22 protein-coding genes are annotated in these 22,563 nt (G+C 71.0%); 8 read left to right on the top strand and 14 right to left on the bottom strand.

The window, feature by feature from the left end:
- Positions 1-159: 159 nt before the first annotated feature.
- The 3 genes from OG370_RS23285 to OG370_RS23275 form a co-directional block, all read right to left on the bottom strand.
- Positions 160-549 (bottom strand): hypothetical protein, encoded by a 390-nt coding sequence (locus OG370_RS23285; protein ID WP_328467333.1) that lies wholly within the window; start codon positions 547-549, stop codon positions 160-162.
- Between the two features lie 84 nt (positions 550-633).
- Positions 634-2,349 carry a spermidine synthase gene (locus OG370_RS23280; RefSeq protein ID WP_328467331.1) on the bottom strand — a complete coding sequence of 572 codons (1,716 nt, stop codon included), beginning with the start codon at positions 2,347-2,349 and terminating at the stop codon, positions 634-636.
- A 353-nt stretch (positions 2,350-2,702) separates the two neighbouring features.
- Positions 2,703-3,224 (bottom strand): DUF2617 family protein, encoded by a 522-nt coding sequence (locus tag OG370_RS23275; RefSeq protein WP_328467329.1) that lies wholly within the window; start codon positions 3,222-3,224, stop codon positions 2,703-2,705.
- 369 nt (positions 3,225-3,593) lie between these two features.
- Here OG370_RS23275 and OG370_RS23270 point away from each other — a divergent pair, with 369 nt between their 5' ends.
- The 5 genes from OG370_RS23270 to OG370_RS23250 all read left to right on the top strand — a co-directional run bounded on the left by OG370_RS23270 (position 3,594) and on the right by OG370_RS23250 (position 8,126).
- A complete protein-coding gene (locus tag OG370_RS23270; protein ID WP_328467327.1) occupies positions 3,594-4,871 on the top strand; it encodes a pyridoxal phosphate-dependent aminotransferase in 1,278 nt (425 codons plus the stop codon).
- A gap of 128 nt (positions 4,872-4,999) precedes the next feature.
- A complete protein-coding gene (locus OG370_RS23265) occupies positions 5,000-5,260 on the top strand; it encodes a CopG family transcriptional regulator (protein ID WP_328467325.1) in 261 nt (86 codons plus the stop codon).
- A 191-nt stretch (positions 5,261-5,451) separates the two neighbouring features.
- Positions 5,452-6,069, top strand: a complete 618-nt coding sequence (locus tag OG370_RS23260; protein WP_328467323.1) for a hypothetical protein — start codon at positions 5,452-5,454, stop codon at positions 6,067-6,069.
- 82 nt (positions 6,070-6,151) lie between these two features.
- Positions 6,152-6,910 carry a hypothetical protein gene (locus OG370_RS23255; protein WP_328467321.1) on the top strand — a complete coding sequence of 253 codons (759 nt, stop codon included), beginning with the start codon at positions 6,152-6,154 and terminating at the stop codon, positions 6,908-6,910.
- 121 nt (positions 6,911-7,031) lie between these two features.
- The gene (locus tag OG370_RS23250; RefSeq protein ID WP_443060731.1) at positions 7,032-8,126 is read left to right on the top strand and encodes an NADAR family protein; all 1,095 of its coding nucleotides are present in this window, start codon (positions 7,032-7,034) and stop codon (positions 8,124-8,126) included.
- A 443-nt stretch (positions 8,127-8,569) separates the two neighbouring features.
- Here the strand turns inward: OG370_RS23250 and OG370_RS23245 are convergent, their stop codons facing one another.
- Together OG370_RS23245 and OG370_RS23240 are read right to left on the bottom strand one after the other, a co-directional pair.
- Complete coding sequence (locus OG370_RS23245) at positions 8,570-8,947, bottom strand: prevent-host-death family protein (protein ID WP_328467317.1); 378 nt, start codon at positions 8,945-8,947, stop codon at positions 8,570-8,572.
- Between the two features lie 49 nt (positions 8,948-8,996).
- On the bottom strand, positions 8,997-9,602 hold the full coding sequence (locus OG370_RS23240; protein WP_328467315.1) for a TetR/AcrR family transcriptional regulator: 606 nt from the start codon (positions 9,600-9,602) through the stop codon (positions 8,997-8,999).
- Between the two features lie 97 nt (positions 9,603-9,699).
- Here OG370_RS23240 and OG370_RS23235 point away from each other — a divergent pair, with 97 nt between their 5' ends.
- Positions 9,700-10,644, top strand: coding sequence for an alpha/beta fold hydrolase (locus OG370_RS23235; protein WP_328467313.1), 945 nt, complete (start codon positions 9,700-9,702; stop codon positions 10,642-10,644).
- Positions 10,645-10,772: 128 nt separating this feature from the next.
- Here the strand turns inward: OG370_RS23235 and OG370_RS23230 are convergent, their stop codons facing one another.
- The 4 genes from OG370_RS23230 to clpB all read right to left on the bottom strand — a co-directional run bounded on the left by OG370_RS23230 (position 10,773) and on the right by clpB (position 15,488).
- The gene (locus OG370_RS23230; RefSeq protein WP_328467311.1) at positions 10,773-11,240 is read right to left on the bottom strand and encodes a PASTA domain-containing protein; all 468 of its coding nucleotides are present in this window, start codon (positions 11,238-11,240) and stop codon (positions 10,773-10,775) included.
- Between the two features lie 217 nt (positions 11,241-11,457).
- Positions 11,458-12,063, bottom strand: a complete 606-nt coding sequence (locus tag OG370_RS23225) for a GNAT family N-acetyltransferase (RefSeq protein WP_328467309.1) — start codon at positions 12,061-12,063, stop codon at positions 11,458-11,460.
- Between the two features lie 222 nt (positions 12,064-12,285).
- Positions 12,286-12,861 carry a YbjN domain-containing protein gene (locus OG370_RS23220; protein WP_328467307.1) on the bottom strand — a complete coding sequence of 192 codons (576 nt, stop codon included), beginning with the start codon at positions 12,859-12,861 and terminating at the stop codon, positions 12,286-12,288.
- Entirely contained in the window at positions 12,858-15,488 is a 2,631-nt protein-coding gene (clpB, locus tag OG370_RS23215) for an ATP-dependent chaperone ClpB (RefSeq protein WP_328467305.1), read from the bottom strand. Before clpB ends, OG370_RS23220 begins: the two co-directional genes overlap by 4 nt.
- A 319-nt stretch (positions 15,489-15,807) precedes the next feature.
- Here clpB and OG370_RS23210 point away from each other — a divergent pair, with 319 nt between their 5' ends.
- Complete coding sequence (locus OG370_RS23210; protein WP_443060886.1) at positions 15,808-17,022, top strand: cytochrome P450 family protein; 1,215 nt, start codon at positions 15,808-15,810, stop codon at positions 17,020-17,022.
- 48 nt (positions 17,023-17,070) lie between these two features.
- The gene (locus tag OG370_RS23205) at positions 17,071-17,478 is read left to right on the top strand and encodes a pyridoxamine 5'-phosphate oxidase family protein (RefSeq protein WP_328467303.1); all 408 of its coding nucleotides are present in this window, start codon (positions 17,071-17,073) and stop codon (positions 17,476-17,478) included.
- 93 nt (positions 17,479-17,571) lie between these two features.
- Here the strand turns inward: OG370_RS23205 and OG370_RS23200 are convergent, their stop codons facing one another.
- From OG370_RS23200 to dnaK, 5 genes are all read right to left on the bottom strand, one after another.
- Complete coding sequence (locus tag OG370_RS23200) at positions 17,572-18,078, bottom strand: FBP domain-containing protein (protein ID WP_328467301.1); 507 nt, start codon at positions 18,076-18,078, stop codon at positions 17,572-17,574.
- A gap of 123 nt (positions 18,079-18,201) precedes the next feature.
- The gene (locus OG370_RS23195; protein WP_328467299.1) at positions 18,202-18,678 is read right to left on the bottom strand and encodes a heat shock protein transcriptional repressor HspR; all 477 of its coding nucleotides are present in this window, start codon (positions 18,676-18,678) and stop codon (positions 18,202-18,204) included.
- 4 nt (positions 18,679-18,682) lie between these two features.
- Positions 18,683-19,876, bottom strand: coding sequence for a molecular chaperone DnaJ (gene dnaJ / locus OG370_RS23190; RefSeq protein ID WP_328467297.1), 1,194 nt, complete (start codon positions 19,874-19,876; stop codon positions 18,683-18,685).
- 36 nt (positions 19,877-19,912) lie between these two features.
- A complete protein-coding gene (gene grpE / locus OG370_RS23185) occupies positions 19,913-20,632 on the bottom strand; it encodes a nucleotide exchange factor GrpE (RefSeq protein WP_328467295.1) in 720 nt (239 codons plus the stop codon).
- The gene (gene dnaK / locus OG370_RS23180) at positions 20,629-22,515 is read right to left on the bottom strand and encodes a molecular chaperone DnaK (RefSeq protein ID WP_328467294.1); all 1,887 of its coding nucleotides are present in this window, start codon (positions 22,513-22,515) and stop codon (positions 20,629-20,631) included. Before dnaK ends, grpE begins: the two co-directional genes overlap by 4 nt.
- Positions 22,516-22,563: the final 48 nt, after the last annotated feature.

Here is a 22,563-nt window from a genome sequence, read left to right as displayed (position 1 = left end):
GGCGCGCTCTCGCGGCGGGCCCGCGTACGTACGGTTCAAGGGGTGCGATCCGCTGTCGGCGGATACGAGTTACGGGCTGCGGGCTACGGCCACCCGCTGACGGATTTCGGCTGATGGGCGGTCGGTTACGGGCTGCGGGCTGCGACCACTCGTGACCGGCTACAACAGGTCCACCTGGAGGCTCTTCGCCTCGCCCACCGTGACCTTCTCCGCGCACGTGCCGATCGCCGCCTCCACCAGCGGGACCAGCCGGCCGAGTTGCGCGAGTATGTCGGTCCGGCGGCCCTGGGCCTCGGTGTGCCAGGTGTCGGCGGCCGGGCCGACCCAGGTCTCCCCCAGGCCGATGTCGGCGCAGGGGCCCTGGAACAGGGACCGGAGTTCGTGCATCTCCTTGAGGAGGTCGCTCCTCAACGTCACCAGGTGCTGCCGCCACGGATTGTCGACCATGGGCCCGTGGTCGTCGTACGCCGCCACTCGCCGTCTCCCGTACTCGTCCGGTGCTCGCACCGCGCTGGTCCGCGCGATGGTGCGCTCGTCGCGTGGGGTCATCAACTCCCCCACGACACATAGGAATTCTGGCACAACTCGGACACCGCGTGTCACTCCCTGTGCGCGCATGCTCGCGCGCGCTCGCTACTCGGTGATGCGCGGGCGCAGGAGGGTGGAGGGGGGCATGGGGCGGGACGGGCGGGTGCGGCGGGCCTGGCGGGCGGCGGCGCGGAGGCCGGCGGCGGTGAGGGATTGGCCGGGCGGCGGACGGTTGGGGAGCGCGAGGTGGGGCGGGGCCGAAGTGGGCGCGGCCAGCAGGAAGTTCCAGCCGGCGGAGGAGCCGCAGGCACGGGTGCCGGTCATCGCGTACGGAGTGGTGCGCAGGGAGACGGTGTGGAGCGTGGCATCGGTTGTCCACAGGGTGTGGGCAGAGGAACCGGCATGGACGGCGAGCCGCCCTCCGCCGGCGAGCGCGTGCGCGGTGAGTCCGTAGAACTCCTGCGAGTAGAGCTTGGCGCTGTCGGAGGCGCCGGGTGCGGGCAGGTCCGCGATGATCACGTCGTACCGCTGCCGGCCGGGGCTTCCTGCGTCGGGCGCCCCGCCGCCCCCGCTCGTATCGGCACCGACTCCCCCGGCCACACGACCCCCGCCCGTATCGGCACCCGCACTCCCGAACGCCCATGCCCCGCTTGCCCGTTCGGCGCTCTGCCTCGTCGCCCTCCGCAGCCAGTCGAACGCGTCGCCCCCCACCTCCCGCACGCGCGGGTCGTCGAACGCGTGCCCGTTGAGCGCGGTGAGCCCCGGATCGGTGCGGCCAAGCCGGGCGAGTTCGTCGTCGTCCGGGACCACCGTCACCGCCTCGACGCCCTGGTGGCGCAGCACTTCCCGCAGCGCGAGCCCGTCGCCGCCGCCGAGGATCAGCACCCGGGCGTGCGGTCCGGTCATCGCCGGCTCCACCAGCGCCTGGTGGTAGACCGCCTCGTCGGCGCCGCACACCGCGAGGTCGCCGTCGACGTAGAGACGCAGCGAGGAGACGCCGCTCGCGCCGGTCCCCCCGGTCAGCACGATCTCCTCCGCGCCGGTCTGCTCGGCGACCCGCACCCGGCTGCCGTAGACCGCGTGGCGGGCGGCGCGTTCGAACGGCCCGGCGCCGACGGCGGCACAGGCCAGCAGGGCGAGCACGCCGACGTTCGCGGTGAGCAGCCAGCCGCGGGCGCGGCCGGACAGGTCGCCGCGGAAGAGCCACAGCACGGTGGCGCCGCCCGCGACCGCGTTGACCGCGCCAGTGGCGAGCGCGCCGGTCAACTGCCCCAGATACGGCAGCAGAAGGAAGGAGAAGGCGAGGCCGCCGACGAGCGCGCCCACGTAGTCCGCGGCGAACAGGTCGGCGACGGCTCCGCCCGCGTCCTGGCGGCGGATGCGCTGCACGAGCGTCATCAGCAGCGGCACCTCCGCGCCGATCAGCACGCCGATCGCGAAGGCGCAGCCGATCATGGCGAAGCGGGCCTGCCCGTACCAGGCGAAGACGGCGTACAGCGTCATCACCGACAGCCCGCCGACGAGTGCGAGGGCGGACTCGACGGCGACGAACGCGGCGGCGGGACGGTTGCGTAACCGTTTTGCCAGCAGCGAGCCGCAGCCCATCGCGAAGACCATCACCGACAGTACGAGCGACGCCTGGGTGACCGAGTCGCCGACCAAGTACGAGGCGAGGGCGACGAGTTCGAGTTCGTAGACCAGGCCGCAGGCGGCGCAGACGAAGACGGCGGTGAGCACCAGCGCGCGGGCCGCCCGCGCGGGGACGGGCAGCGCTAAGGAGAGCTGGTGGGGGGCTTGCGGACGGCCGCGCTGGTCAAGCATGAGTGCACGTTATGTCAGGCTTGCTCCGCCGCCGGTCACCCACAAGGGTTCAATCGGCGCGGCCAGGCAGGCGGGTGGCGGCGGGCGACGGCGCCCGGAAGCACGCAGGGGTACGACGGGCCGCCGGCATCGGACGGTATGCGCCCCGCGGGCATTCGCCGTACGGGGATGCGGCTTCGTACGGGGACACAGCCTGCTACGGGAACGGAGTGGCGCAAGGCGGCACGGCACCGCGAGGCCGTCCGACAACGCGGGACGGCACGGCACCGCGAGGCCGTCCGGCGCCACGAGCCCGCCCGGCAAGGCCGGTTGGCGGCGCACCGTACAAACAGCGTTCCTCGTGAGGACTTTGCTCACCCCGCCACCCGCACCTTCGTCCGCGTCGCCACCAACCGCCCCTCCTGCGGGTACGCGTGCCATGTCCGCCACCGCACGTTCCCCTCCCCGCACTGCACCAGCATCGCGGTGAACGCGTTCGGGTCGCCCGGGAAGGTGCCGGCGAGGCCGTGCGGGTGGTCCGCGACCAGGGCGAGCAACTCCTGGGCCCGGGCGGTGAAGGAGCCCAGCGAGAGGTGCTCGATGCGGGCGGCGAACTCGTAGTCCCACGGGCCGACGCGGCGGGAGACGCCGAAGGGCAGTGGCGCCTGGCTGCCGGGCAGGCAGGCGACCGTCTCGGAGCAGCTGCCCCGGCCGGCGTCGACGAGCACCTGGTGGGAGGCACCGAGCAGGCGTAACTCGACGTCGGCGTGGAGCCGGGCGGCGTCGCCGATCCGCACGCCGAGGGTGGCGAGCGCGGGCAGCGCATCCTTGTCCAGGCACCAGGCGAGGTCGCCGGCCCGGGTGTCCGTGTATGCGGTATCAAGGGTGGTGAGCATGGGAAGGCTCCGCGGGTCACGCTGGGGATCGCACACGCGGCGCGAATCGGGCCGTCCCGCCCCCGCCGCGAGGCGAAGGTGCGGTGGCTTGCGCCGGCGTGGGCCGGGTGGATCAGGGGTGATACGGATACGGATCGCGGTGGACCAGGCTTGGTCCAGCGGGCTCGGGGTGATCTGGATGATCGGGAGGCCCCGAAGAGATCCGGAACCAACGGAATCACGGATCGCATCCCCTTCTCAGCGTTTTTACCCATCTGTGCGTACTTTCCATCCCTTGGAGCGCTTACGAGTTCAGGTGTTCCGATATGACAACCCGGTACCATCGGCTGATCGAATGGCGGGCACGCGGCGGAGAGCGGGTGGAACGCAATGGCGGGCACGGCCGATGCGACGGGCAGGGCGGGCACCCCGGACGACGCCGGCGCCGCGGGCGATGCCGGTACCGCGGGCGGCACTGACCGCCGCCACGGCATCCACCGCCCCGGCCGCCCTCTGCTGAACCGCAGGCTGGACGGCCTCGGGACGACGATCTTCGCGGAGATGTCCGCCCTGGCCGTGGCCACCGGCGCGATCAACCTCGGGCAGGGCTTCCCCGACACCGACGGGCCGGAAGCGATCCGGGAAGCGGCCGTTCAGGCGCTGCGGGACGGCCACGGCAACCAGTACCCGCCGGGCATGGGGGTGCCCCCGCTGCGCGCCGCCATCAGCGACCACCAACGGCGCTTCTACGGACTGGACTTCGACCCGGACAGCGAGGTCCTCGTCACCGCCGGGGCGACCGAGGCCATCGCGGCGGCGATGCTCGCGCTGCTCGAACCGGGCGACGAGGTGATCGCGTTCGAACCGTTCTACGACTCCTACGCGGCCTGCATCGCGATGGCCGGCGCGACCCGCGTCCCGCTGACCTTGCGCGCCCCCGACTTCCGCCCCGACCTGGACGCTCTACGCGACGCCGTCACCCCGCGCACCCGCCTGCTGCTCCTGAACAGCCCGCACAACCCCACGGGCATGGTGCTCACCCGCGACGAGCTGACCGCCATCGCCGAGTTGGCCGTCGAGCGCGACCTCGTCGTGGTCACCGACGAGGTCTACGAGCACCTGGTCTTCGACGGCGAGCACATCCCGCTGATCTCCCTGCCCGGCATGCGCGACCGCACCGTCTCCATCTCCTCAGCCGGCAAGACCTTCTCCTTCACAGGGTGGAAGGTCGGCTGGGTTACCGCCTCCGCTCCCCTGATCGCGGCGGTCCGCACCGCTAAGCAGTTCCTCACCTACGTCGCCTCGGGCCCGTTCCAGTACGCCATCGCCGAAGCCCTCCGCCTCCCGGACGACTACTTCACCGCCTTCCGCGACACCCTCCAGGCCAAGCGCGACCTGCTGGCCGCGGGCCTCCGAGACGCCGGCTTCGAGGTCTTCCAGCCCCAGGGCACGTACTTCATCACCACGGACGTCGCGGGGCTCGGAGAGAAGGACGCCCTCGCCTTCTGCCGTTCCCTCCCCGAGCGCTGCGGGGTCGTCGCCGTGCCCAACTCGGTCTTCTACGACCACCCCGACGCCGGCCGCACCCAGGTCCGCTTCACCTTCTGCAAGAAGGAGAAGGTCCTGACCGAGGCGGCCGAACGCCTTCGCGGGGCGTTCCACGGCTGAGGCCACCGCCAGTCGCGCGTTCCTGTCCAACGTCGTGGCAGGCCGCTCACCGGCAGCCCTATGAGACGCCGTTGCTCGGACCTCGATCAGACGTGTACCGCCCATGGGACATGCATCAGCTTCGGTACATGTCCATGAAACGCACGAACGTCTATGCCGACCCGGAAGACCTCGCCATCATCAAGGGCGCCGCCGAACGGCGTGGGATCAGCGAAGCCGAGATCATCCGCCAGGGCATTCACCTCGCAGCCATGGCGAACCGCGTGTGGGACGAGCCCCTGTTCTCGCGCACCTTCGAAGGCTCCGGCCGCACGCCGACCAAGGCGGACGTGCGCAGCACGGTTGCCGACACCGCCGGCCGTGGGTCGGGGGAGAAGGACAACACGTGATCATCGTCTTCGCGACACTTTCGGACTCCTGGCCGCCCTCGACTCGGCACATCCGGAACACCACGGCTGCAATGAGGCGCTCATGGCCGCCGGCCTCTCGCGTCGGATGATCCGCCGTTGCGTTCTCGGACGCGACCTGTTGTCGGTGGCCTGCCCTATCGTGCGGGCAACGCGCTGAGGAGGGAGCAGGGGTGGGATTCTCCGGGTATCTGGTCTTTGGTCGCAGTGAGCGTCCGCTGGTGGAGGCGCCGGTTTTCCGCGCTCTCCACGAGGAGGTTCGGGACGGCATCGACGCATGGTGGCCTCGGCCGGGAGGCTGGCAGACGCTGCAACTCGACTACGGGCTGTGGAAAGCAGCGGACCTTGCCGCGCTGGTCGAGTGGACCGGAGCCGCGGCCTGTTGCGCCGCCGTCTACGACAGCGACACTGCGCTGATCAACGGGCTGGGGACCGATGGCCGGCAGTGGGATGCCTATCTGCACCTGGAGTTGCTGGCGGCCGGCGAGGCGGGAAACCTCTGGGAGGAGGAGCCCGAGAGCATGGGTGATATGAGCATTTGGGTGACCACGCCCGCCTACGCGGCGGCCACGCGGCGCAAGTTGGCGGAACTGGAAGCGACGGTGCCGGCCGATGCGCGGGCTGCTCTCGCGTGGGCAGCCAACGCGGGCTTCCCCGGCAAGGCCGACCCCGCCTCGATCGAGGCCGTTCTGCGCTCCCACGAGGTCTTCGTGGAGGAGTCGTTCACGGCGCTCCTGGACAGGCTGGGGTTTCCTGAAGCCGCAGAGCCTGCTGATCACGCCACGGTCTGACGGGCACTTCCGGTGCGCCCGAGCTTCGGAGGCAGCGAGCACGGGCGCCCATCCGTCCGAGCGGACTCCTCATACTGTCCGCATGGACACTCCCGCCATGGACGCCGCTCGCCGTTGGCTCGCTGAGGACGGTGTCACGCAGGTTCACGGCGGCGAGTGGACCGATGGGGCGAACACCGGTCAGTTCCTGAGCGCCGACGAGGTCGCGCACACCTGGGCAGGAGCCGTGTTCACCGACGAACGCCTCGACGTGCACGGGCAACTCCACCTTGCGTTCGGCCTGCTCGACCTTCTGAACGAGTACTGGGTGACGTGCGAGATCCGGTGCGCCGATCAAGGCGCCGACGGCCCCCTACCGGCGGATGCGCTGTGGGACGGCTACCGGCGGCGGCTCGAAGGGTCCCAGAGCGCGGACGTCCTCACGTACTCGCTCTGGGTCGACTGGTTCGAGGACCACCACACTTCGGCGACAGCCTTCGCCGAAGTGCTCGGCCGCGACGTCGAGCGGCTCCCGAGCGGTGCGCCCGCGCCCCTGCTCCGCAGGGCTCGCCGCGTACTGGAGTGCTCCGGCCCCGTGCCCTGGGCGGCGAAGGAAGCGACATACGTATCGGCGGCACGTCTCCCCGTCCTGCAGCCGGCGCTGCTCAAGGCCCTGCTCGGCTGCTATCACGACGTCCACGGCACGATCGAACCGTCCGCGGCGCTGGCCCTCCTCGGGCAACTGGATCTTCCGGCCGACACCGAGCACCTGGAAGAGTTGCGCACCGTCCTCTCCGCCGGCCATACGAACCACTACCGCGATCCACAGGCGTGGACCGCGGCCGTGTCCGCCCGTCCGTAGCCGCCCCCCGGATTTCTCACAGCTGAGGTCGACCACGCCAGACGGAGATGGACGACCTCCTCGCAATGGGTTGACGCTTGTGCTCGTCAGAAGCCCGTGAGCAGACGGTAGCGTGCGGCCCATGACGTGGCGGCGACCGACGTATCGGATGGTGGACGGGGAACGGATCGACGGGGCCTGGTGCCACGTATGGCGGCGTCATCGCCGAGAGGCAGAGTGGTTCGTGAACGATCTGATCGTCTATGCCGACGGCGCGATCATGTGCGGGGACCGGACCGACTTGGCCGGCCTGAAGAAGTTGCTGGCATCGGAAATGCTCTCCCCGACCAAGCCTGGCATCACCCCGCTGGCCGCCGAACCGTCGAAGTGGCTTTCACGGCACGGCGAACCGCTGGCTCCCGAGGGATTCCTCGCGGAGGTCGCCGACCGGATCGAAGAGCTGAGCGGCCGATCAACCGCAGGCGAACGCTGCTGGGAGGCTATCCGGCGCTACCAGCAGGGTCCGTCCGAAGAGCGTCGCGCCCTGTTGCGGGACGCATATCTGGCCGTACCGCCGCACCTGCGCATCTACGTTCTCGGCGACATGGACCGCCAGGACCGTCCCCTGCGGGTCCTGCTCACCGAGTTGGGCAAGCCTGTCGACGGTGACGGTCCAGTGGTGACGGAGGACATGCACCAGTCAGCCCTGGACTATTTCAACCGCGGAGACGAGGGAGTTGCACGGGCGCAGGAGCAACGCGCTGTGCAACACGCGGACGACCCCCACGAGGGCACCGGCCCGGCCGTCACCTTGCACGAGACCGTCTATCCGCGAGGCTGGCCCGAAGAACTGGGACTGTTCGTTCTGCGCAACGACTTTCCAGCGTCCGTACGGTTCGCGGGCGAGTCCTACCCCTCCGTACTTCACGGATACTGGTCCCTGTCCGCAGCCAATGCCACCGATCGTCGGCAGATAGCAGACGCTCCCACCGCCCGGGAGGCGCATGACCTGGGGGGACGCGCGAGCCGGCGAGCAGGCTGGCCCAGCGTTCGGCTCGCCGTGATGGCCGGCCTGCTGCGGGCAAAGTTCGCCCAGCACATCGAACTCGCCGAGATCCTCGTCTCCACCGGCGACGCCACCATCCCATCCGCTACACCGGGTTGTCCGACTCCCCCTTCTGGCGAGACGCCTCGGACAGTCGCGGACGGAACTGGGTGGGCCGACTGCTGGAGCTGACCCGTTCCGAACTCATCGCGCACCAGTCGCTCGCCGAGTGACAGCCTCGACGGCGGCGAGGCGTAGACCAGGATCACGGTCGAGGTCTGTGGGCTGACCAGGTAGCGGACGCGGCCGCCGCTGGTGATCTCGTACTCCCACTGCTCAAGCTCGGAGCCTTTCCATTCCCTGGTGGCATGGCGACCGCGGAGCTGGTGCTGCCGGTTCCAGTTCGCCCGCGACAGGGGGTCGGTGCGCAGGGATTCGAGACAGCGGTGAGCGTTGGGCAGAGCCACCCGGCACAGCTCCTCCCACCCGGTGGCGGCTCCGTCGTCCCGTGGATGACATTCCAGCCCGTCAGGGGCGGGACGCTCACCCGATCACCCTTCTTCGGGCTCACTCGTGCACCTCGACCGGGCCGAGATCGATGCCGCCCCAGCGGGCGCTGCGCCTCCCTGAGCTGGTCAGGGTCGGCATTGATGCGAGCAGTCGCCCGCGCGGTGAACCGCCTCCAGGGCGCCCAGTTCGGCGGCGTCGGAAAGCGCGTCCAGGAGTTCCACGGTGAACTCACGCACTTCCTCGCCGTCCAGGTGGCGCACCCAGGGAAAAACCTCGGGCAGCGCGAGCAGCAGCGACCGCGCGCCTTCGTCCTGCTTCATCAGCGCAAGGAACAGCCGTGAGGCTGTGGTCAGGTTCTCTTCGGCGCGCTCTGCGTGGGCAGCGGTGGTCAGCACCATGTCGGGCGCATCACGATGCGTGACACGCAGGCGGCCCAACGCGGCAGCCTTGGCAGCCACGGCCTTCGGTTTTCTGGACAGGTCGGTGAACGAAACGGTTTCCACACCCGACCGACGGCGACGACGGGCGGTGAGGCGTCGACGGGCTCTGGGCTCAGGGGTTGGGAGTGGGGGTCGGGGTGGGGAGTGCGCGGGCGAGTGCGCTGATGCTGATGTCGACGATCGTGTGGAGTTGCCGGCGGCTCGTGCCGGCTCTGCTCATCACGGCCAGCGACTGGTTGACCGCCGCGAGGTGGACGGCGAAGGCGTCGGCATCGGAGTCGGCCAGGTCCGCGGCGGCCAGGGCGGTCCGCAGCCGGGTGCGCTGCATGGCCAGGGCTTCGATCGCGCGCGCGGCGATGGCGGGGTTAAGCACCGGTACCGCCATCGCGGTCTGGGCGACCAGGCATCCGTCCGGCACGTCGGGGTCGGCGATGCGCGCGAGCGTGACCTCGAAGAAGGCCCGTACCGCCCGCAGCGGTTCCTCGGACGCGGCCGAGAGGGCCTGGTCGTACCTGCCTCCGTACCGCGTGGCGTAGCGGTCCAGGCAGCGCAGGTAGAGCGTGTCCTTGTCGCCGAGCGAGGAGTAGATGGAACTGCGGTTCAGTCCGGTCGCCCTGGAGAGGTCGTCGAGGGAGGTGTCGGCGTATCCGGCTCGCCAGAACCGGACCATCGCCGCATCGAGCGCGGTGTCCACATCGAACTGCTTCTTCCCGGCCATCACGCACGCACCTCGTCGACGAGCTCGGGCCACTCCGTCGCGGCCCCCGCCCATCCTATCTTGAACTGATCAGTTCAAGATGGGTTAGGCTCGCGGCATGACCGACACCGCGACCACCGCGAACCGCTCCTCCGGGCAGCACCCGAGCTCCGGGCTGCCGCTGCACGACCTCGCGGGCTTCGGCCACCGCTGGGTCGACGCCGGAGGCATCCGCCTCCATGCCGTGGAAGGGGGTCGGCCGAGCGGCCCCACCGTCGTCCTGCTCGCCGGATTCCCGCAGACCTGGTGGGCTTGGCGCAAGGTGATGCCGGGCCTCGCCGAGCGGTACCACGTGATAGCGATCGACCTGCCCGGGCAGGGCCACTCCGACCGCCCTCCGCACGGCTACGACACGCACACCGTCGCCTCGCGCGTCCACGCTGCCGTGACCGCGCTCCACGTGGAGGAGTACTGGCTCGTGGCCCACGACATCGGGGCCTGGGTCGCCTTCTCGCTGGCCCTGGCATACGAGGAGCGTCTGCACGGTGTCGCCCTGCTCGACGCCGGCATCCCCGGTATCAGCCTCCCGGACGCCATCCCGACGGACCCCCAACGCGCCTGGAAGACCTGGCACTTCGCGTTCCACCTCGTGCCCGACCTTCCCGAGACGCTGCTCGCCGGGCGCGAACGCGACTACGTCGACTGGTTCCTGAAGGCCAAGACGCTGTCCCCGGACACGTTCGACGACGCCGAGATCGACCACTACGCCGCCGCCGTCGCGGCGGAGGGCGGGCTGCGGGCGTCGCTCTCGTACTACCGCGCCGCCGCGGAATCGGCGCGCGGGAATCATGAGGCCCTCGGACGGCGGCACTTGACCGTCCCGATCCTGGCGGTCTCCTCGTCCCACGGCTCGATCCCGGACATGGCCGCCTCCATCAGCCCCTGGGCGGACCACGTGACCGGAGCCGTCATCCCTGGTGCCGGGCACTTCATTCCCGACGAGCAGCCCGACGCGGTGGTGGGCGCGTTGACCGCGTTCATCGATCGCAAGCGCGTCGGGTAGTGCGGGAGGCGGTCCCGTCGGCGCGCGGGGCCGCGCCGTCTGCGTGGCATGGGGGGTGCGGTGGCCCCGGTTCCGGCGGGGCCACCACCCTTGTACGGCCGGGTCGGACCTTGTCAGGCCCCGTCGGGTCAGGCGGCGCAGACGGTCAGGTCGACGGTGTCGCCCTTGTGGACGACGGTCGGGGCGTGCGGGGAGACCGCGAGCACGGAGGTCGGCTTGCAGCCGCGGGGCGACGCCTTGGTGACGGTGCCGATCTTGAGCTGAGCCTTGTCCACCAGCTCGGCCCTGGCCATGTCCAGGCTGAAGCCGGCCAGTTGGATCGGGATGTCGCCGTACTGCACGGTGGTGACGTTCCCGTCGGCGGTGGTCTTGTGGGCTGCCGTGGCGGCCGGCCGCGAGGTGTGCGACGGGTGCGAGGTCTGCGACGGATGCGAGGTGTGCGAGCCGCCGCCTGCGGCCAGGGCGGAGCCGGCACCGGCCAGGACGAGTGCGGTGGCGATACCGGCGACGGCGGTGGCCCGCTTGCGACGGGCTCCGCGCGCGGTGGTGGCGGTGCCGGAGTGCGGCGCTTCGGCGCTGTTGGTCGAGTCGTTCATGGCGTTCACCGGTTCCTGCTCGAAGGGGGTGTCGTCCGTGCTGCGTTCACCCCTTCCCGACGCGGCAGCGGTCCCGTCTGCTGCACGCCCCCGATGAGACCTGAGTCACAGGGACGGGCTCCGCCGTACGCACCGCCTGGCCGCCCGACTCAGCCGCCCCGCCGCTCGGTTCGGCCACAGGTCCGCTCAGCTGAAGGTCCGCTCAGTCGAAGGCCGCTCAGTCGAAGGGCCGCGCGGACGGGTCCGTGGCGAGCCGGGCGTGCAGGTGGCAGTCGTGCCGTTTTCCGTTCGGCTCGACGAACGCCTCCCGCATCACGCCCTCCTCCGCGAACCCCGCCCGCAGGGCGGCCCGGCAGGAGCCGACGTTGTGCAGGACGTGGTCGAGGACGATCCGGTGCAGCCCCAGGCCGCCGGCGTGGGCCGGGCTGAAGGCCCAGTCCGCGGCGGCGTCCAGAGCGCGGGCGGTGACCTTGCGGCCGCGGGCGGCGGGCGTCACCCAGTACCCGGCCACCGCCTGGTCGGGCACCCGGTGCACATCGCGCAGGCCGAGGTAGCCGATCATGACGTCATCGGCCGGGTCGGTCACGGCGAACGCCGCGGTGCCGGTCGACCACGCGGTGAGGCGCGCCGACAGCCACACCGTGGCGCGGTCCTTCAGCGGTGCGTCGAGCACCGCCATGCCCGCGGCCCACTGGAGCACCTCGCCATCGGTCATCGCCCGCGCGACCGCCGGTTCGTCGGACGCGACGACGGGGCGCAGCACCAGCCCGTGGGCTCGCAGGATGGTCGGTGCCGTCAGATCGGCACCACGCGGAGAAGCCATGGCCAACACCTTACTGACCCACCGCGCCGGACACGTACGCCCGTTCGGTGCACGCCCGTTCGGTTGCGCCGACGTTCAGCGCACGCTCAGCACACGCCCACTCAGCGCACGCACGGGCGCCCGGGACGTCGTACGCGTGCGTGCGCGTACCTGATTCGTCCCGGGCGCCCGTGGAGGTGCGTGTGCGGGTCCGGACGATTCCTCGCCCGGCGCTTCCTTCGTTCAGCCCTCGGAGCCGTCGCCCGAGTCGCCGGAGCCGGAGTCGGAGCCGCCTTCGCCGTCGCTGTCGCCGTCGGCCGCCTCCTCCAGGCCCAGCCGCTCACCGAGCCACTTGTTGAACTCGATGGACGCCTGCACCCAGCTCACCGTGGTGGCCACGAAGTGGTCGAGGTTGACGCCCATGCCGATGAGCATCTGGGCCTCGCCGACGAGGCGGACGGCACCTTCGTCGTCGGTGTTCGTGTAGACCTTCGGCCACAGCGTGAGGTGGTTCCACTCGTCGATCGCCTCGTGGAGCTGTGCCTTCTCGTCGACGGAGTACGTGCGCTCGTAGAACGTACGCACCGCGAAGACGTGCTGCTGGGCCTCGCCGCGGAACATGAAGTAGGTGCGGAACTCCTCCCACGGCGCCAGGAGGTCGTCCTCGTCGTCGATGGCGTGCTTGAGCCCCATCTGGTCGAGGAGCTGCTTGACCAGGTCCTGGTCCGGGATCACCACGTTGGCGGTGGGTCCTCCGCTCGGCTGGTCGGGTTCCGGCTGGCTCCCGAAGTTCGGAATCGAGGAGGGGTCGATGCTCACCGTGAGGGTTCCCTTCGTGACGTTTCCCCGCCATCCTCCCCCATGACGATGAGCCCGTCGACCGCCCGGTCCACCCGGACGTTCTGCCCGTCCAGCACCTCTCCGGCCAGGATGGCGCGGGCCAGCGGGTCGCCGATCGCGGTCTGGATCAGCCGGCGCAGCGGACGGGCGCCGTAGGCGGGGTCGTTGCCCTCCTCGGCGAGCCAGTCCAGGGCGCCGTCGGTGATGTCCAGGGTGAGCCGGCGGTCCCTGAGCCGCTCGGCGAGCCGGCCGGTCTGCAGCCGCGCGATCCGGCGCAGCTCGTCCTGGTCGAGCGCGGAGAATACCACGATGTCGTCCAGCCGGTTGAGGAACTCCGGCTTGAAGGAGGCGCGGACGGTGGCGAGGACGTTCTCCTTCTTCTGCTCCGGGTCCAGCTTGGGGTCGACCAGGTACTGGCTGCCCAGGTTGGAGGTGAGGATCAGGATCGCGTTGCGGAAGTCGACGGTACGGCCCTGGCCGTCGGTGAGCCGGCCGTCGTCGAGGACCTGGAGCAGGACGTCGAAGACCTCCGGGTGCGCCTTCTCCACCTCGTCGAGCAGCACCACGCTGTACGGGCGGCGGCGGACCGCCTCGGTGAGCTGGCCGCCCTCCTCGTACCCGACGTATCCGGGCGGGGCGCCGACCAGCCGGGCCACCGAGTGCTTCTCGCCGTACTCGCTCATGTCGATGCGGACCATGGCCCGCTCGTCGTCGAAGAGGAAGTCGGCGAGCGCCTTGGCCAGTTCGGTCTTGCCGACACCGGTGGGGCCGAGGAAGAGGAAGGAGCCGGTGGGGCGGTCCGGGTCGGCGATGCCGGAGCGGGAGCGGCGCACCGCGTCGGAGACGGCGCGGACCGCCTCGGTCTGGCCGATCAGCCGCTTGCCGAGCTCGTCCTCCATCCGCAGCAGCTTCTGCGTCTCGCCCTCCAGCAGGCGGCCGGCGGGGATGCCGGTCCAGGCGGCGACGACGTCGGCGATGTCGTCCGGGCCGACCTCCTCCTTGACCATCTTCTCGTCGGCACCCCTGGTCTTGGCCTCCTGCTCCTCCCGGGTGGCCTCCTCCAGCTCCTCCTCCAGCTTGGGCTTCTCCCCGTACATCAGCTTCGACGCGGCCTCGAAGTCGCCGTCGCGCTGGGCCCGCTCGATCCGGGTGACGATGTCGTCGAGCCGCTCCTTCAGCTCGCCGACCCGGTTCAGCCCCTGCTTCTCCTTCTCCCAGCGGGCGGTCAGGCCACGCAGCTCCTCCTCGCGGTCGGCAAGGTCCTTGCGGAGCTTGTCCAGCCGCTGCACGGAGCCGGGGTCGGTCTCGTTCTTGAGCGCCATCTCCTCCATCCGCAGCCGGTCCACCGAGCGCTGGAGCTCGTCGATCTCGACCGGCGAGGAGTCGATCTCCATCCGCAGCCGGGACGCGGACTCGTCGACCAGGTCGATGGCCTTGTCGGGCAGGAAGCGGGAGGTGATGTAGCGGTCGGAGAGCGTCGCGGCGGCGACCAGCGCGGAGTCGGCGATCTGCACCTTGTGGTGCGCCTCATAGCGGCCCTTGAGGCCGCGCAGGATCGCCACGGTGTCCTCGACGGTCGGCTCGGCGACCAGCACCTGCTGGAAGCGCCGCTCCAGCGCCGGGTCCTTCTCGATCCGCTCGCGGTACTCGTCCAGCGTGGTGGCGCCGACCATCCGCAGCTCGCCGCGGGCCAGCATCGGCTTGAGCATGTTGCCCGCGTCCATCGCGGAGTCGCCGCCGGCGCCCGCGCCGACGACGGTGTGCAGCTCGTCGATGAAGGTGATGACCTGCCCGCCGCTGTCCTTGATCTCGGCGAGCACCGCCTTCAGCCGCTCCTCGAACTCGCCGCGGTACTTCGCCCCGGCCACCATCGCGCCCAGGTCGAGGGAGACCAGCCGCTTGTTGCGCAGGCTCTCGGGCACGTCGCCCTTGACGATGCGCTGGGCCAGGCCCTCCACGACGGCCGTCTTGCCGACGCCGGGCTCGCCGATCAGCACCGGGTTGTTCTTGGTACGGCGCGAGAGCACCTGGACCACCCGGCGGATCTCCTGGTCCCGGCCGATCACCGGGTCGAGCTTGCCCTCACGGGCGGCGGCGGTGAAGTCGGTGCCGTACTTCTCCAGCGCCTTGTAGGTGCCCTCCGGGTCCTGGCTGGTCACCCGTTGCCCTCCCCTGGCGTTCTCGAACGCCGTCAGCAGCGCCTTGGCCTTGGCGCCCGCGGCGTTGAGCAGCTCGCCGGCCGGGCCGCCCTTGACGGCGGTCCCGATCAGCAGGTGTTCGGTCGACACGTACGCGTCGCCGAGGTCCGTGGCGCGCTGGGACGCGTCGGCGATGACCGCGAGCATGTCACGGTTCGCCTGCGGGGGTGCGACGGTGGCCCCCTGTACCGACGGCAGGCTCTCCACCAGCCGCTCCGTGTCGGCGCGCAGCGCCGCCGGGTCGGCGCCGGTCGCGGCCACCAGGTCGAGCACGTTCTCGTTGTCCGTGCCGCTCAACAGAGCGAGCAGCAGATGCGCGGGCGTCAGGTCCGGGTTCCCCTCCGCGACGGCCTTGGCGTTGGCGCTGTTCAGCGCTTCCCGGCTCTTGTTGGTCAGCTCGGCTTCCACGGGCGTGCTGTCCTCCTCATTCGTTCGTCGCTACCATGTACCTCAACCTGATCACAGGAACATGAAGCAAGTTGAGTCTATTCCACTCAAGGTGATTCCGGGCACAGGTTCGCGCACCGGTTCGGGCACCGTCCCGGGAGGACCCATGAGCTCGGCACACCCGACGGATTCCCAGCCGACCGGCCCGACCGAGCCCACGGAGCCCACGGAGCCCACGGAGCCCACGGAGTCCACCGGCCCGACCGACCCCGCCGGCGCGACCGACCCGGCCGGCGCGACCGACCCGGCCGGCCCAACCAACCCCGCCGACCCGTATCCGATGGACGCCAGCGGCGCGTCCGTCCGGGCCGACGCCGCCATACTGCGCGAGCGCGCGGCCGCCTGTCCGGTGATGCTGCCCGACGGCGTCCCCGGCATGATCGTCTCCCGCTACCGGGAACTGCGCGACTTCCTCGCCGACCCCGAAGTGGCCAAGAACGCCCGGCACTTCGCCGCGCTCCAGGAGGGCCGTATCCCGGACCAGTGGCAGCTCAACGCCTTCGCCCTGGTCAACGGGATGACGACGGCCGACGGCGACAGCCACCGGCGGCTGCGGGGGCTGGCCACCAAGGCGTTCACACCGCGCCGGGTGGCCGCCATGCGCCCCTGGATCGAGCGGCTGGCCGGCGACCTGGTGGCCGAACTGCCCGGCCGGGCGGGCGAGGACGGCGTGGTGGACCTGCGGGCGCACTTCGCGTACCCGCTGCCGATGGGCGTGATCAGCGAGCTGCTCGGGGTGGACCCGGCGCACCGCGACCGCCTGCACGACCTCACCCACCTCCTGGTCAGCACCTCCAGTTCGGCCGCCGACGCGATGGCCGCGCAGCGCGCGATCCACGGCGTGCTCGCCGATGTCGTCGCCGAGCGCCGGGCCCGCCCCGGTGACGACCTGACCAGTGCGCTGATCGCGGCCCGCGACGGGGACCGGACGGACGGCGCCGAGCGGCTGAGCGACGAGGAGGTGACCGGCACCCTGCTGCTGATGATCGTCGCCGGGCACGAGACCACGCTCAATCTCATCACCAACGCGGTGCGCGCCCTGTGCGGCCACCCCGGTCAGCGCGACCTCGTTCTTTCGGGTGAAGCCTCCTGGGACGCGGTGGTCGAGGAGACGCTGCGCTGGGACAGCCCGGTGGCGAACTTCCCGTTCCGCTACCCCACCACCGACCTCGACGTGGACGGCACCAGGGTGCCGCGCGGCACGCCCGTGCTCGCCGGGTACGCCGCCGCCGGACGCGACCCGCGCGAATACGGCCCCGACGCGGGCCGGTTCGACATCACCCGGCCGCCGGGCACCCGCCACCTCTCCTTCGGGCACGGCGCCCACTACTGCCTGGGCGCCCCGCTGGCCCGCCTGGAGGCCGCGGTCGCGCTGCGGACGCTGTACGGGGCGTATCCGCGGCTGGCGATGGCCGTGGACGAGGACGGGCTGCCGCCACTGCCGGGCTTCGTCGGCAACAGCGTGGAGGAACTGCCGATCCGGCTGGACGGTTGAGCCCCGGCGCGGGCAACGCCACCGCACCGACGGGCTACGGTTCCTCCCATGGCCCGCCGTGACCCCCGCTCCCCCGACGCCGGATTCCTCGACTTCTGGCGCGAGTACCACCTGTGCACGCTGACCACCAGCCGCCCCGACGGCTCCCCGCACGTCGTCCCGGTCGGCGTCACCTACGACCCCGAGGCGGGGCTCGCCCGGGTGATCACCAACACCGCCAGCCGCAAGGCCGCGAACGTGCGGGCCGCCGGGCCGTCCGGCGCCCGGGTCGCGGTCTGTCAGGCGGAGGGCCGCCGTTGGGCCACCCTCGAAGGGCTCGCCACCGTCAGCGCCGACCCTGAACGCGTCGCCGACGCCGTACGCCGCTACACCGAGCGCTACGACCGCACCCCCGCGTTCAACCCGGACCGCGTCGTCATCGAGATCGCCCTCACCCGCGCGATGGGCAACGCCTGACACGTCCACCCGGCGCCGCGGACTCGGTTTCAGGCGATCCGGGTTCGGGCGATCCGGGTTCGGGCCGCCGGTTCAGGCCGCCCGGGCGCCGGTTCAGGCCGCGCGGGCGCCGGTGACCTTGGTCAGGAAGGCGTCCAGGTTGCGCAGGGTGCGCTCCACCTGCTCCTCCAGCGTCAGGGTCTCCTCCATGCGCTTGGCCAGCACCGAGGTCTTCTTGCCCCGCACATACAGGGAACAGGCCAGGTCGGCGCACATGTAGATGCCCACGGTGTTGCCCTGCCGCCCGGCCGGGCCGGCCAGCGGCGCGGCCAGCAGGTCGACCCCGCCGCCGGAGTGCCCGGTCAGGCAGATCGAGCACAGGCTGCTGCGCATCAGGTTCCTCCGTGCCCCCGGCGCGATCCGCAGGGTGATCCCCAGCGGCCGCTCCCCGCCGGTCACCACGTACGCGCGGTCCGGCGCACCCGGGTCCCGCCAGCCGAAGAAGTCGAGGTCGCCCCACGGCACCTCCGCCAGGTCCCGAGGCAGCCTGATCCGCTTCGCCTCCCCCTTCGAGCAGTTCACGAAGGAGTCCCGGATCTGCGCTTCACCAAGTGGGTCCATGGCATCCGAAGCTAACAAGCGACCCGCGGGGCTGTCGCCGCATTTACGGCCGGCGACGTACGGTACCCGCGCCCCGAAGGGACGCGGGTACGGCAACGGCAGCGCAGGCTCCAAGGGCAGGTTCTAGCCGTCCCGCTTGGGACGCCACACCACCAGCGCGCTCGTGTGCTGCACGTCCTGGTACGGCACCAGGTCGCGGCGGTACGACGCGTGCACCGCGGCCTCGCGCTGCTGGATGACGGCGGCGGCGCCGTCGACGGCGGCGGAGAGTTCGGCGACCCGGGCCTGGAGCGCGGCGACCTGGTTCTCCAGCTCGATGATCCGCTTGATGCCGGCGAGGTTGATGCCCTCGTCCTGCGAGAGGCGCTGCACCTCCCGCAACTGCTCGATGTCGCGGGCCGAGTAACGGCGCCCGCGGCCGGCCGCGCGGTCCGGCGAGACCAAGCCGAGGCGGTCGTACTGCCGCAGGGTCTGCGGGTGCAGCCCGGACAGCTCGGCCGCCACGGAGATCACGTAGACCGGCGACTCCTCCGTCAACTGGTACGGATTGCGGCCGCGTCCCATCCGGGGCCCGGAGACCCCGCCGCCGTCGATGCTCATCCGCTCACGCTCCCTTTGCGGCCTTGAACAACTCCGCCCGCGGGTCGAGGTCCGCGGTCGCCTCACGGTAGGACTCCAGCGCGTCCAGCGCCTTGCCCTCGGTCCGTGCGGGCACCGCCACCTCGACCGTGACGAGCAGATCGCCGCGTGAACCGTCCTTGCGCACCGCGCCCTTGCCCCGGGCCCGCAGGGTCCGGCCGTTCGGCGTGCCGGCGGGCAGCTTCAAGGTGACCGGCGGCCCGCCGAGGGTGGGCACCTTGATCTCGCCGCCGAGCGCGGCCTCGGTGAAGCTCACCGGGACCGTGACCGTCAGGTTGGCGTCCTTGCGGCCGAACACCGGGTGCCGGCCGACGTGCACGACCACGTACAGGTCGCCGGCCGGTCCGCCGCGCTCGCCGGGGGCGCCCTTGCCGCGCAGCCGGATGCGCTGCCCGTCGGTGACCCCGGCGGGGATGCGGACCTGCATGGTGCGCGAGCTCTTCGCCCGGCCGCTGCCGTGACAGACCTCGCAGGGGTTCTCCGCGATCAGACCGCGGCCCTTGCAGTCCACGCACGGGTCGGTGAGCGAGAAGCCGCCACCGCCACCGCGCGAGACCTGCCCGGTGCCGACGCAGGTCGGGCACACCCGGGGCGTGCCGTTCCTGTCGCCGGTGCCGGAGCACGCCTTGCAGGGCGACTGCGAGGACATCCGCAGCGGGACGGTCGCCCCGTCGACGGCCTCGGTGAAGCTGAGCGTCACCTCGGACTCGATGTCCTGGCCGCGGCGCGGCTGCACGCGGGTGCCGCCGCCCCGGTTGAACAGGCCGCCGAACACGTCGCCCAGGCCGCCGCCGAAGCCGCCGCCCTGGCCGGTCGTGGTGGTGCCGCCGGGCCCCTGGGCGCCGCCGAAGAGGTCGCCCAGGTCGAAGTTGAACCCGCCGCTGCCACCCGCGCCGGGACCCGGCCGCATGCCGCCGTTGCCGAACAGCGCGCGGCCCTCGTCGTACTCCTTGCGCCGCTTGGTGTCGGAGAGGACGTCGTTGGCCTCGGAGATCTCCTTGAAGCGCTCCTCGGCCTTGGCGTCGCCCTTGTTGGCGTCGGGGTGGAACTCCCGGGCCAGCTTGCGGTACGCCTTCTTGATCTCGGCGTCGGTGGCGTCCTTGGGGACACCGAGGACCTTGTACAGGTCCTTCTCCAACAGGTCCCTACTGATGCTCATCCTCGGCGTCCCTCCTCTCCGTCACGTCCCGCTCCGTCAGCCCTTGGACGGGCCACCGGTCTCCTCGTCGTCGTCCGCCTTCCGGTCGGCGCGGTCGGCCTGGTCGGCCGGCTCGTCCGACTCGGACTGCTCGTCCTTGCCGTGGGCGCCCGGCTGGGGCTCGGCGACCGCGACCCGGGCCGGCCGCAGATTGCGCTCCCCGATGCGGTACCCCGGCTGGAGGATCTGCACGCATGTCGTCTGTGTGACATCAGGCGAATAGCTGTGCATCAGTGCCTCGTGCACCAGCGGGTCGAAGGGCTCGCCCTCCTTGCCGAACTGCTGCAGGCCCAGCTTCGCGGCGACCGTCTCCAGCGACTCGGCGACCGACTTGAAGCCGCCCACCAGTTCGCCGTGTTCCCGCGCCCGGCCGATGTCGTCGAGCACCGGGAGCAGTTCGGTCAGCAGGTTGGCGACCGCGACCTCCTTGACGGCGACGCGGTCCCGCTCCACCCGGCGGCGGTAGTTCTGGTACTCGGCCTGGAGGCGCTGGAGGTCGGCGGTGCGCTCGCCGAGCGCGGTGCGCACCTGGTCCAACTGCGCCTTGACGGCCGTCAGCTCCTGGGAGGTCGCGTCGTCCCCGGCCCCGGGCACCGGGCCCGCCTTACCGGCGGTCCCGTTGCCCGAGCCGGACTTGCCCGCCTTGCCGGACTCCGGCTTGTCGGCGGCGTCGGAGGGGACGTCGGGCTCCTCGAAGCCCTTCGGCTCCTCCGTCACGCGGCACCATCCCTCTTGTTGTTCTCGTCGTCGACGATCTCGGCGTCCACGACGTCGTCGTCCGCGGCCTGGGCCGAGTCGTCGGCCGGACCGGCGCCCGCACCGGCACCCGCGGTCGCCGCGCCGCCCTCGGCCTGCGCGTTGGCGTACAGCGCCTGGCCGAGCTTCTGGCTGGTGGCCGCGACCTTCTCGGTGGCCTCGCGGATCGCCGCGGTGTTGCCGTCGTCGGACGACTCGTTCTTCAGCTTCTCCTTGAGGTCGGCGATCGCGGTCTCGACCTCGGACTGCACGTCCTCGGGAAGCTTGTCCTTGTTGTCCGCGATGAACTTCTCGGTCTGGTAGACGAGCTGCTCACCCTGGTTGCGGGTCTCGGCGGCCTCGCGGCGCTTGTGGTCCTCGTCCGCGTACTGCTCGGCCTCCTGGCGCATCCGGTCGACCTCGTCCTTGGGCAGCGAGGAGCCACCCGTGACGGTCATCCGCTGCTCCTTGCCGGTGCCGAGGTCCTTCGCGCCCACGTGCATGATGCCGTTGGCGTCGATGTCGAAGGTGACCTCGATCTGGGGCATCCCGCGCGGGGCCGGCGGCAGACCGGTCAGCTCGAACATGCCGAGCTTCTTGTTGTACGCCGCGATCTCGCGCTCGCCCTGGTAGACCTGGATCTGCACCGACGGCTGGTTGTCCTCGGCGGTGGTGAAGATCTCCGAGCGCTTGGTCGGGATCGTGGTGTTCCGCTCGATCAGCTTGGTCATGATGCCGCCCTTGGTCTCGATGCCGAGGGACAGCGGGGTGACGTCGAGCAGCAGGACGTCCTTGACCTCGCCCTTGAGGACACCGGCCTGGAGGGACGCGCCGATGGCGACGACCTCGTCCGGGTTGACGCCCTTGTTGGCCTCCTTGCCACCGGTCAGCTCGCGCACCAGCTCCGCGACGGCGGGCATACGGGTCGAGCCGCCGACCAGGACCACGTGGTCGATCTCGGACAGCTGGATGCCGGCGTCCTTGATCACGTTGTGGAACGGGGTCTTGCAGCGCTCCAGCAGGTCGGAGGTGAGCTGCTGGAACTGCGCCCGGGTCAGCTTCTCGTCCAGGTGCAGCGGGCCCTCGGCGGACGCCGTGATGTAGGGCAGGTTGATCGAGGTCTCGGTCGACGAGGACAGCTCGATCTTCGCCTTCTCCGCGGCCTCGCGCAGCCGCTGGAGCGCCATCTTGTCCTTGCCCAGGTCCACGCCGTGGCCGGACTGGAACTGCTTGACCAGGTAGTCCACCACGCGCTGGTCCCAGTCGTCACCACCGAGGTGGTTGTCGCCGTTGGTGGCCTTGACCTCCACCACGCCGTCGCCGATCTCCAGCAGGGACACGTCGAAGGTGCCGCCGCCGAGGTCGAAGACGAGGATCGTCTGGTCGTCCTTGTCCAGGCCGTACGCCAGCGCGGCGGCGGTCGGCTCGTTGACGATGCGCAGCACGTTCAGGCCGGCGATCTCGCCGGCCTCCTTGGTGGCTTGCCGCTCGGAGTCGTTGAAGTACGCGGGGACGGTGATCACCGCGTCGGTGACCTTCTCGCCCAGGTACGACTCCGCGTCCCGCTTCAGCTTCTGCAGGATGAAGGCGCTCATCTGCTGCGGGTTGAAGTCCTTGCCGTCCAGGTTGATCCGCCAGTCGGTGCCCATGTGGCGCTTGACCGAGCGGACGGTCCTGTCCACGTTGGTGACGGCCTGGCGCTTGGCCACCTCGCCGACGAGCACCTCGCCGTTCTTGGCGAAGGCGACGACGGACGGCGTGGTCCTGGCGCCCTCTGCGTTGGTGATGACGGTGGGCTCGCCGCCTTCGAGAACGCTGACGACGGAGTTAGTCGTGCCCAGGTCGATGCCGACCGCACGTGCCATGGTTAATCCTCCAACAACTGACTTGAGTGCAACTGGCTCAACAGTGCA

Source organism: Streptomyces sp. NBC_00448, assembly GCF_036014115.1.
Lineage (GTDB): Bacteria > Actinomycetota > Actinomycetes > Streptomycetales > Streptomycetaceae > Actinacidiphila.
The sequence above is the reverse complement of the archived record's forward strand: the minus strand, read 5'-3'. Positions and strand labels throughout refer to the sequence as shown.

What these genes read in the sequence shown, in the direction of transcription:
- OG370_RS23285 (WP_328467333.1), bottom strand. Translation starts at nt 549, where the DNA reads ATGACCCCACGCGACGAGCGCACCATCGCGCGGACCAGCGCGGTGCGA.
- OG370_RS23280 (WP_328467331.1), bottom strand. Translation starts at nt 2,349, where the DNA reads ATGCTTGACCAGCGCGGCCGTCCGCAAGCCCCCCACCAGCTCTCCTTA.
- OG370_RS23275 (WP_328467329.1), bottom strand. Translation starts at nt 3,224, where the DNA reads ATGCTCACCACCCTTGATACCGCATACACGGACACCCGGGCCGGCGAC.
- OG370_RS23270 (WP_328467327.1), top strand. Translation starts at nt 3,594, where the DNA reads ATGGCGGGCACGGCCGATGCGACGGGCAGGGCGGGCACCCCGGACGAC.
- OG370_RS23265 (WP_328467325.1), top strand. Translation starts at nt 5,000, where the DNA reads ATGTCCATGAAACGCACGAACGTCTATGCCGACCCGGAAGACCTCGCC.
- OG370_RS23255 (WP_328467321.1), top strand. Translation starts at nt 6,152, where the DNA reads ATGGACACTCCCGCCATGGACGCCGCTCGCCGTTGGCTCGCTGAGGAC.
- OG370_RS23250 (WP_443060731.1), top strand. Translation starts at nt 7,032, where the DNA reads ATGACGTGGCGGCGACCGACGTATCGGATGGTGGACGGGGAACGGATC.
- OG370_RS23240 (WP_328467315.1), bottom strand. Translation starts at nt 9,602, where the DNA reads ATGGCCGGGAAGAAGCAGTTCGATGTGGACACCGCGCTCGATGCGGCG.
- OG370_RS23235 (WP_328467313.1), top strand. Translation starts at nt 9,700, where the DNA reads ATGACCGACACCGCGACCACCGCGAACCGCTCCTCCGGGCAGCACCCG.
- OG370_RS23230 (WP_328467311.1), bottom strand. Translation starts at nt 11,240, where the DNA reads ATGAACGACTCGACCAACAGCGCCGAAGCGCCGCACTCCGGCACCGCC.
- OG370_RS23225 (WP_328467309.1), bottom strand. Translation starts at nt 12,063, where the DNA reads ATGGCTTCTCCGCGTGGTGCCGATCTGACGGCACCGACCATCCTGCGA.
- OG370_RS23210 (WP_443060886.1), top strand. Translation starts at nt 15,808, where the DNA reads ATGGACGCCAGCGGCGCGTCCGTCCGGGCCGACGCCGCCATACTGCGC.
- OG370_RS23205 (WP_328467303.1), top strand. Translation starts at nt 17,071, where the DNA reads ATGGCCCGCCGTGACCCCCGCTCCCCCGACGCCGGATTCCTCGACTTC.
- OG370_RS23200 (WP_328467301.1), bottom strand. Translation starts at nt 18,078, where the DNA reads ATGGACCCACTTGGTGAAGCGCAGATCCGGGACTCCTTCGTGAACTGC.
- OG370_RS23195 (WP_328467299.1), bottom strand. Translation starts at nt 18,678, where the DNA reads ATGAGCATCGACGGCGGCGGGGTCTCCGGGCCCCGGATGGGACGCGGC.
- dnaJ (WP_328467297.1), bottom strand. Translation starts at nt 19,876, where the DNA reads ATGAGCATCAGTAGGGACCTGTTGGAGAAGGACCTGTACAAGGTCCTC.
- dnaK (WP_328467294.1), bottom strand. Translation starts at nt 22,515, where the DNA reads ATGGCACGTGCGGTCGGCATCGACCTGGGCACGACTAACTCCGTCGTC.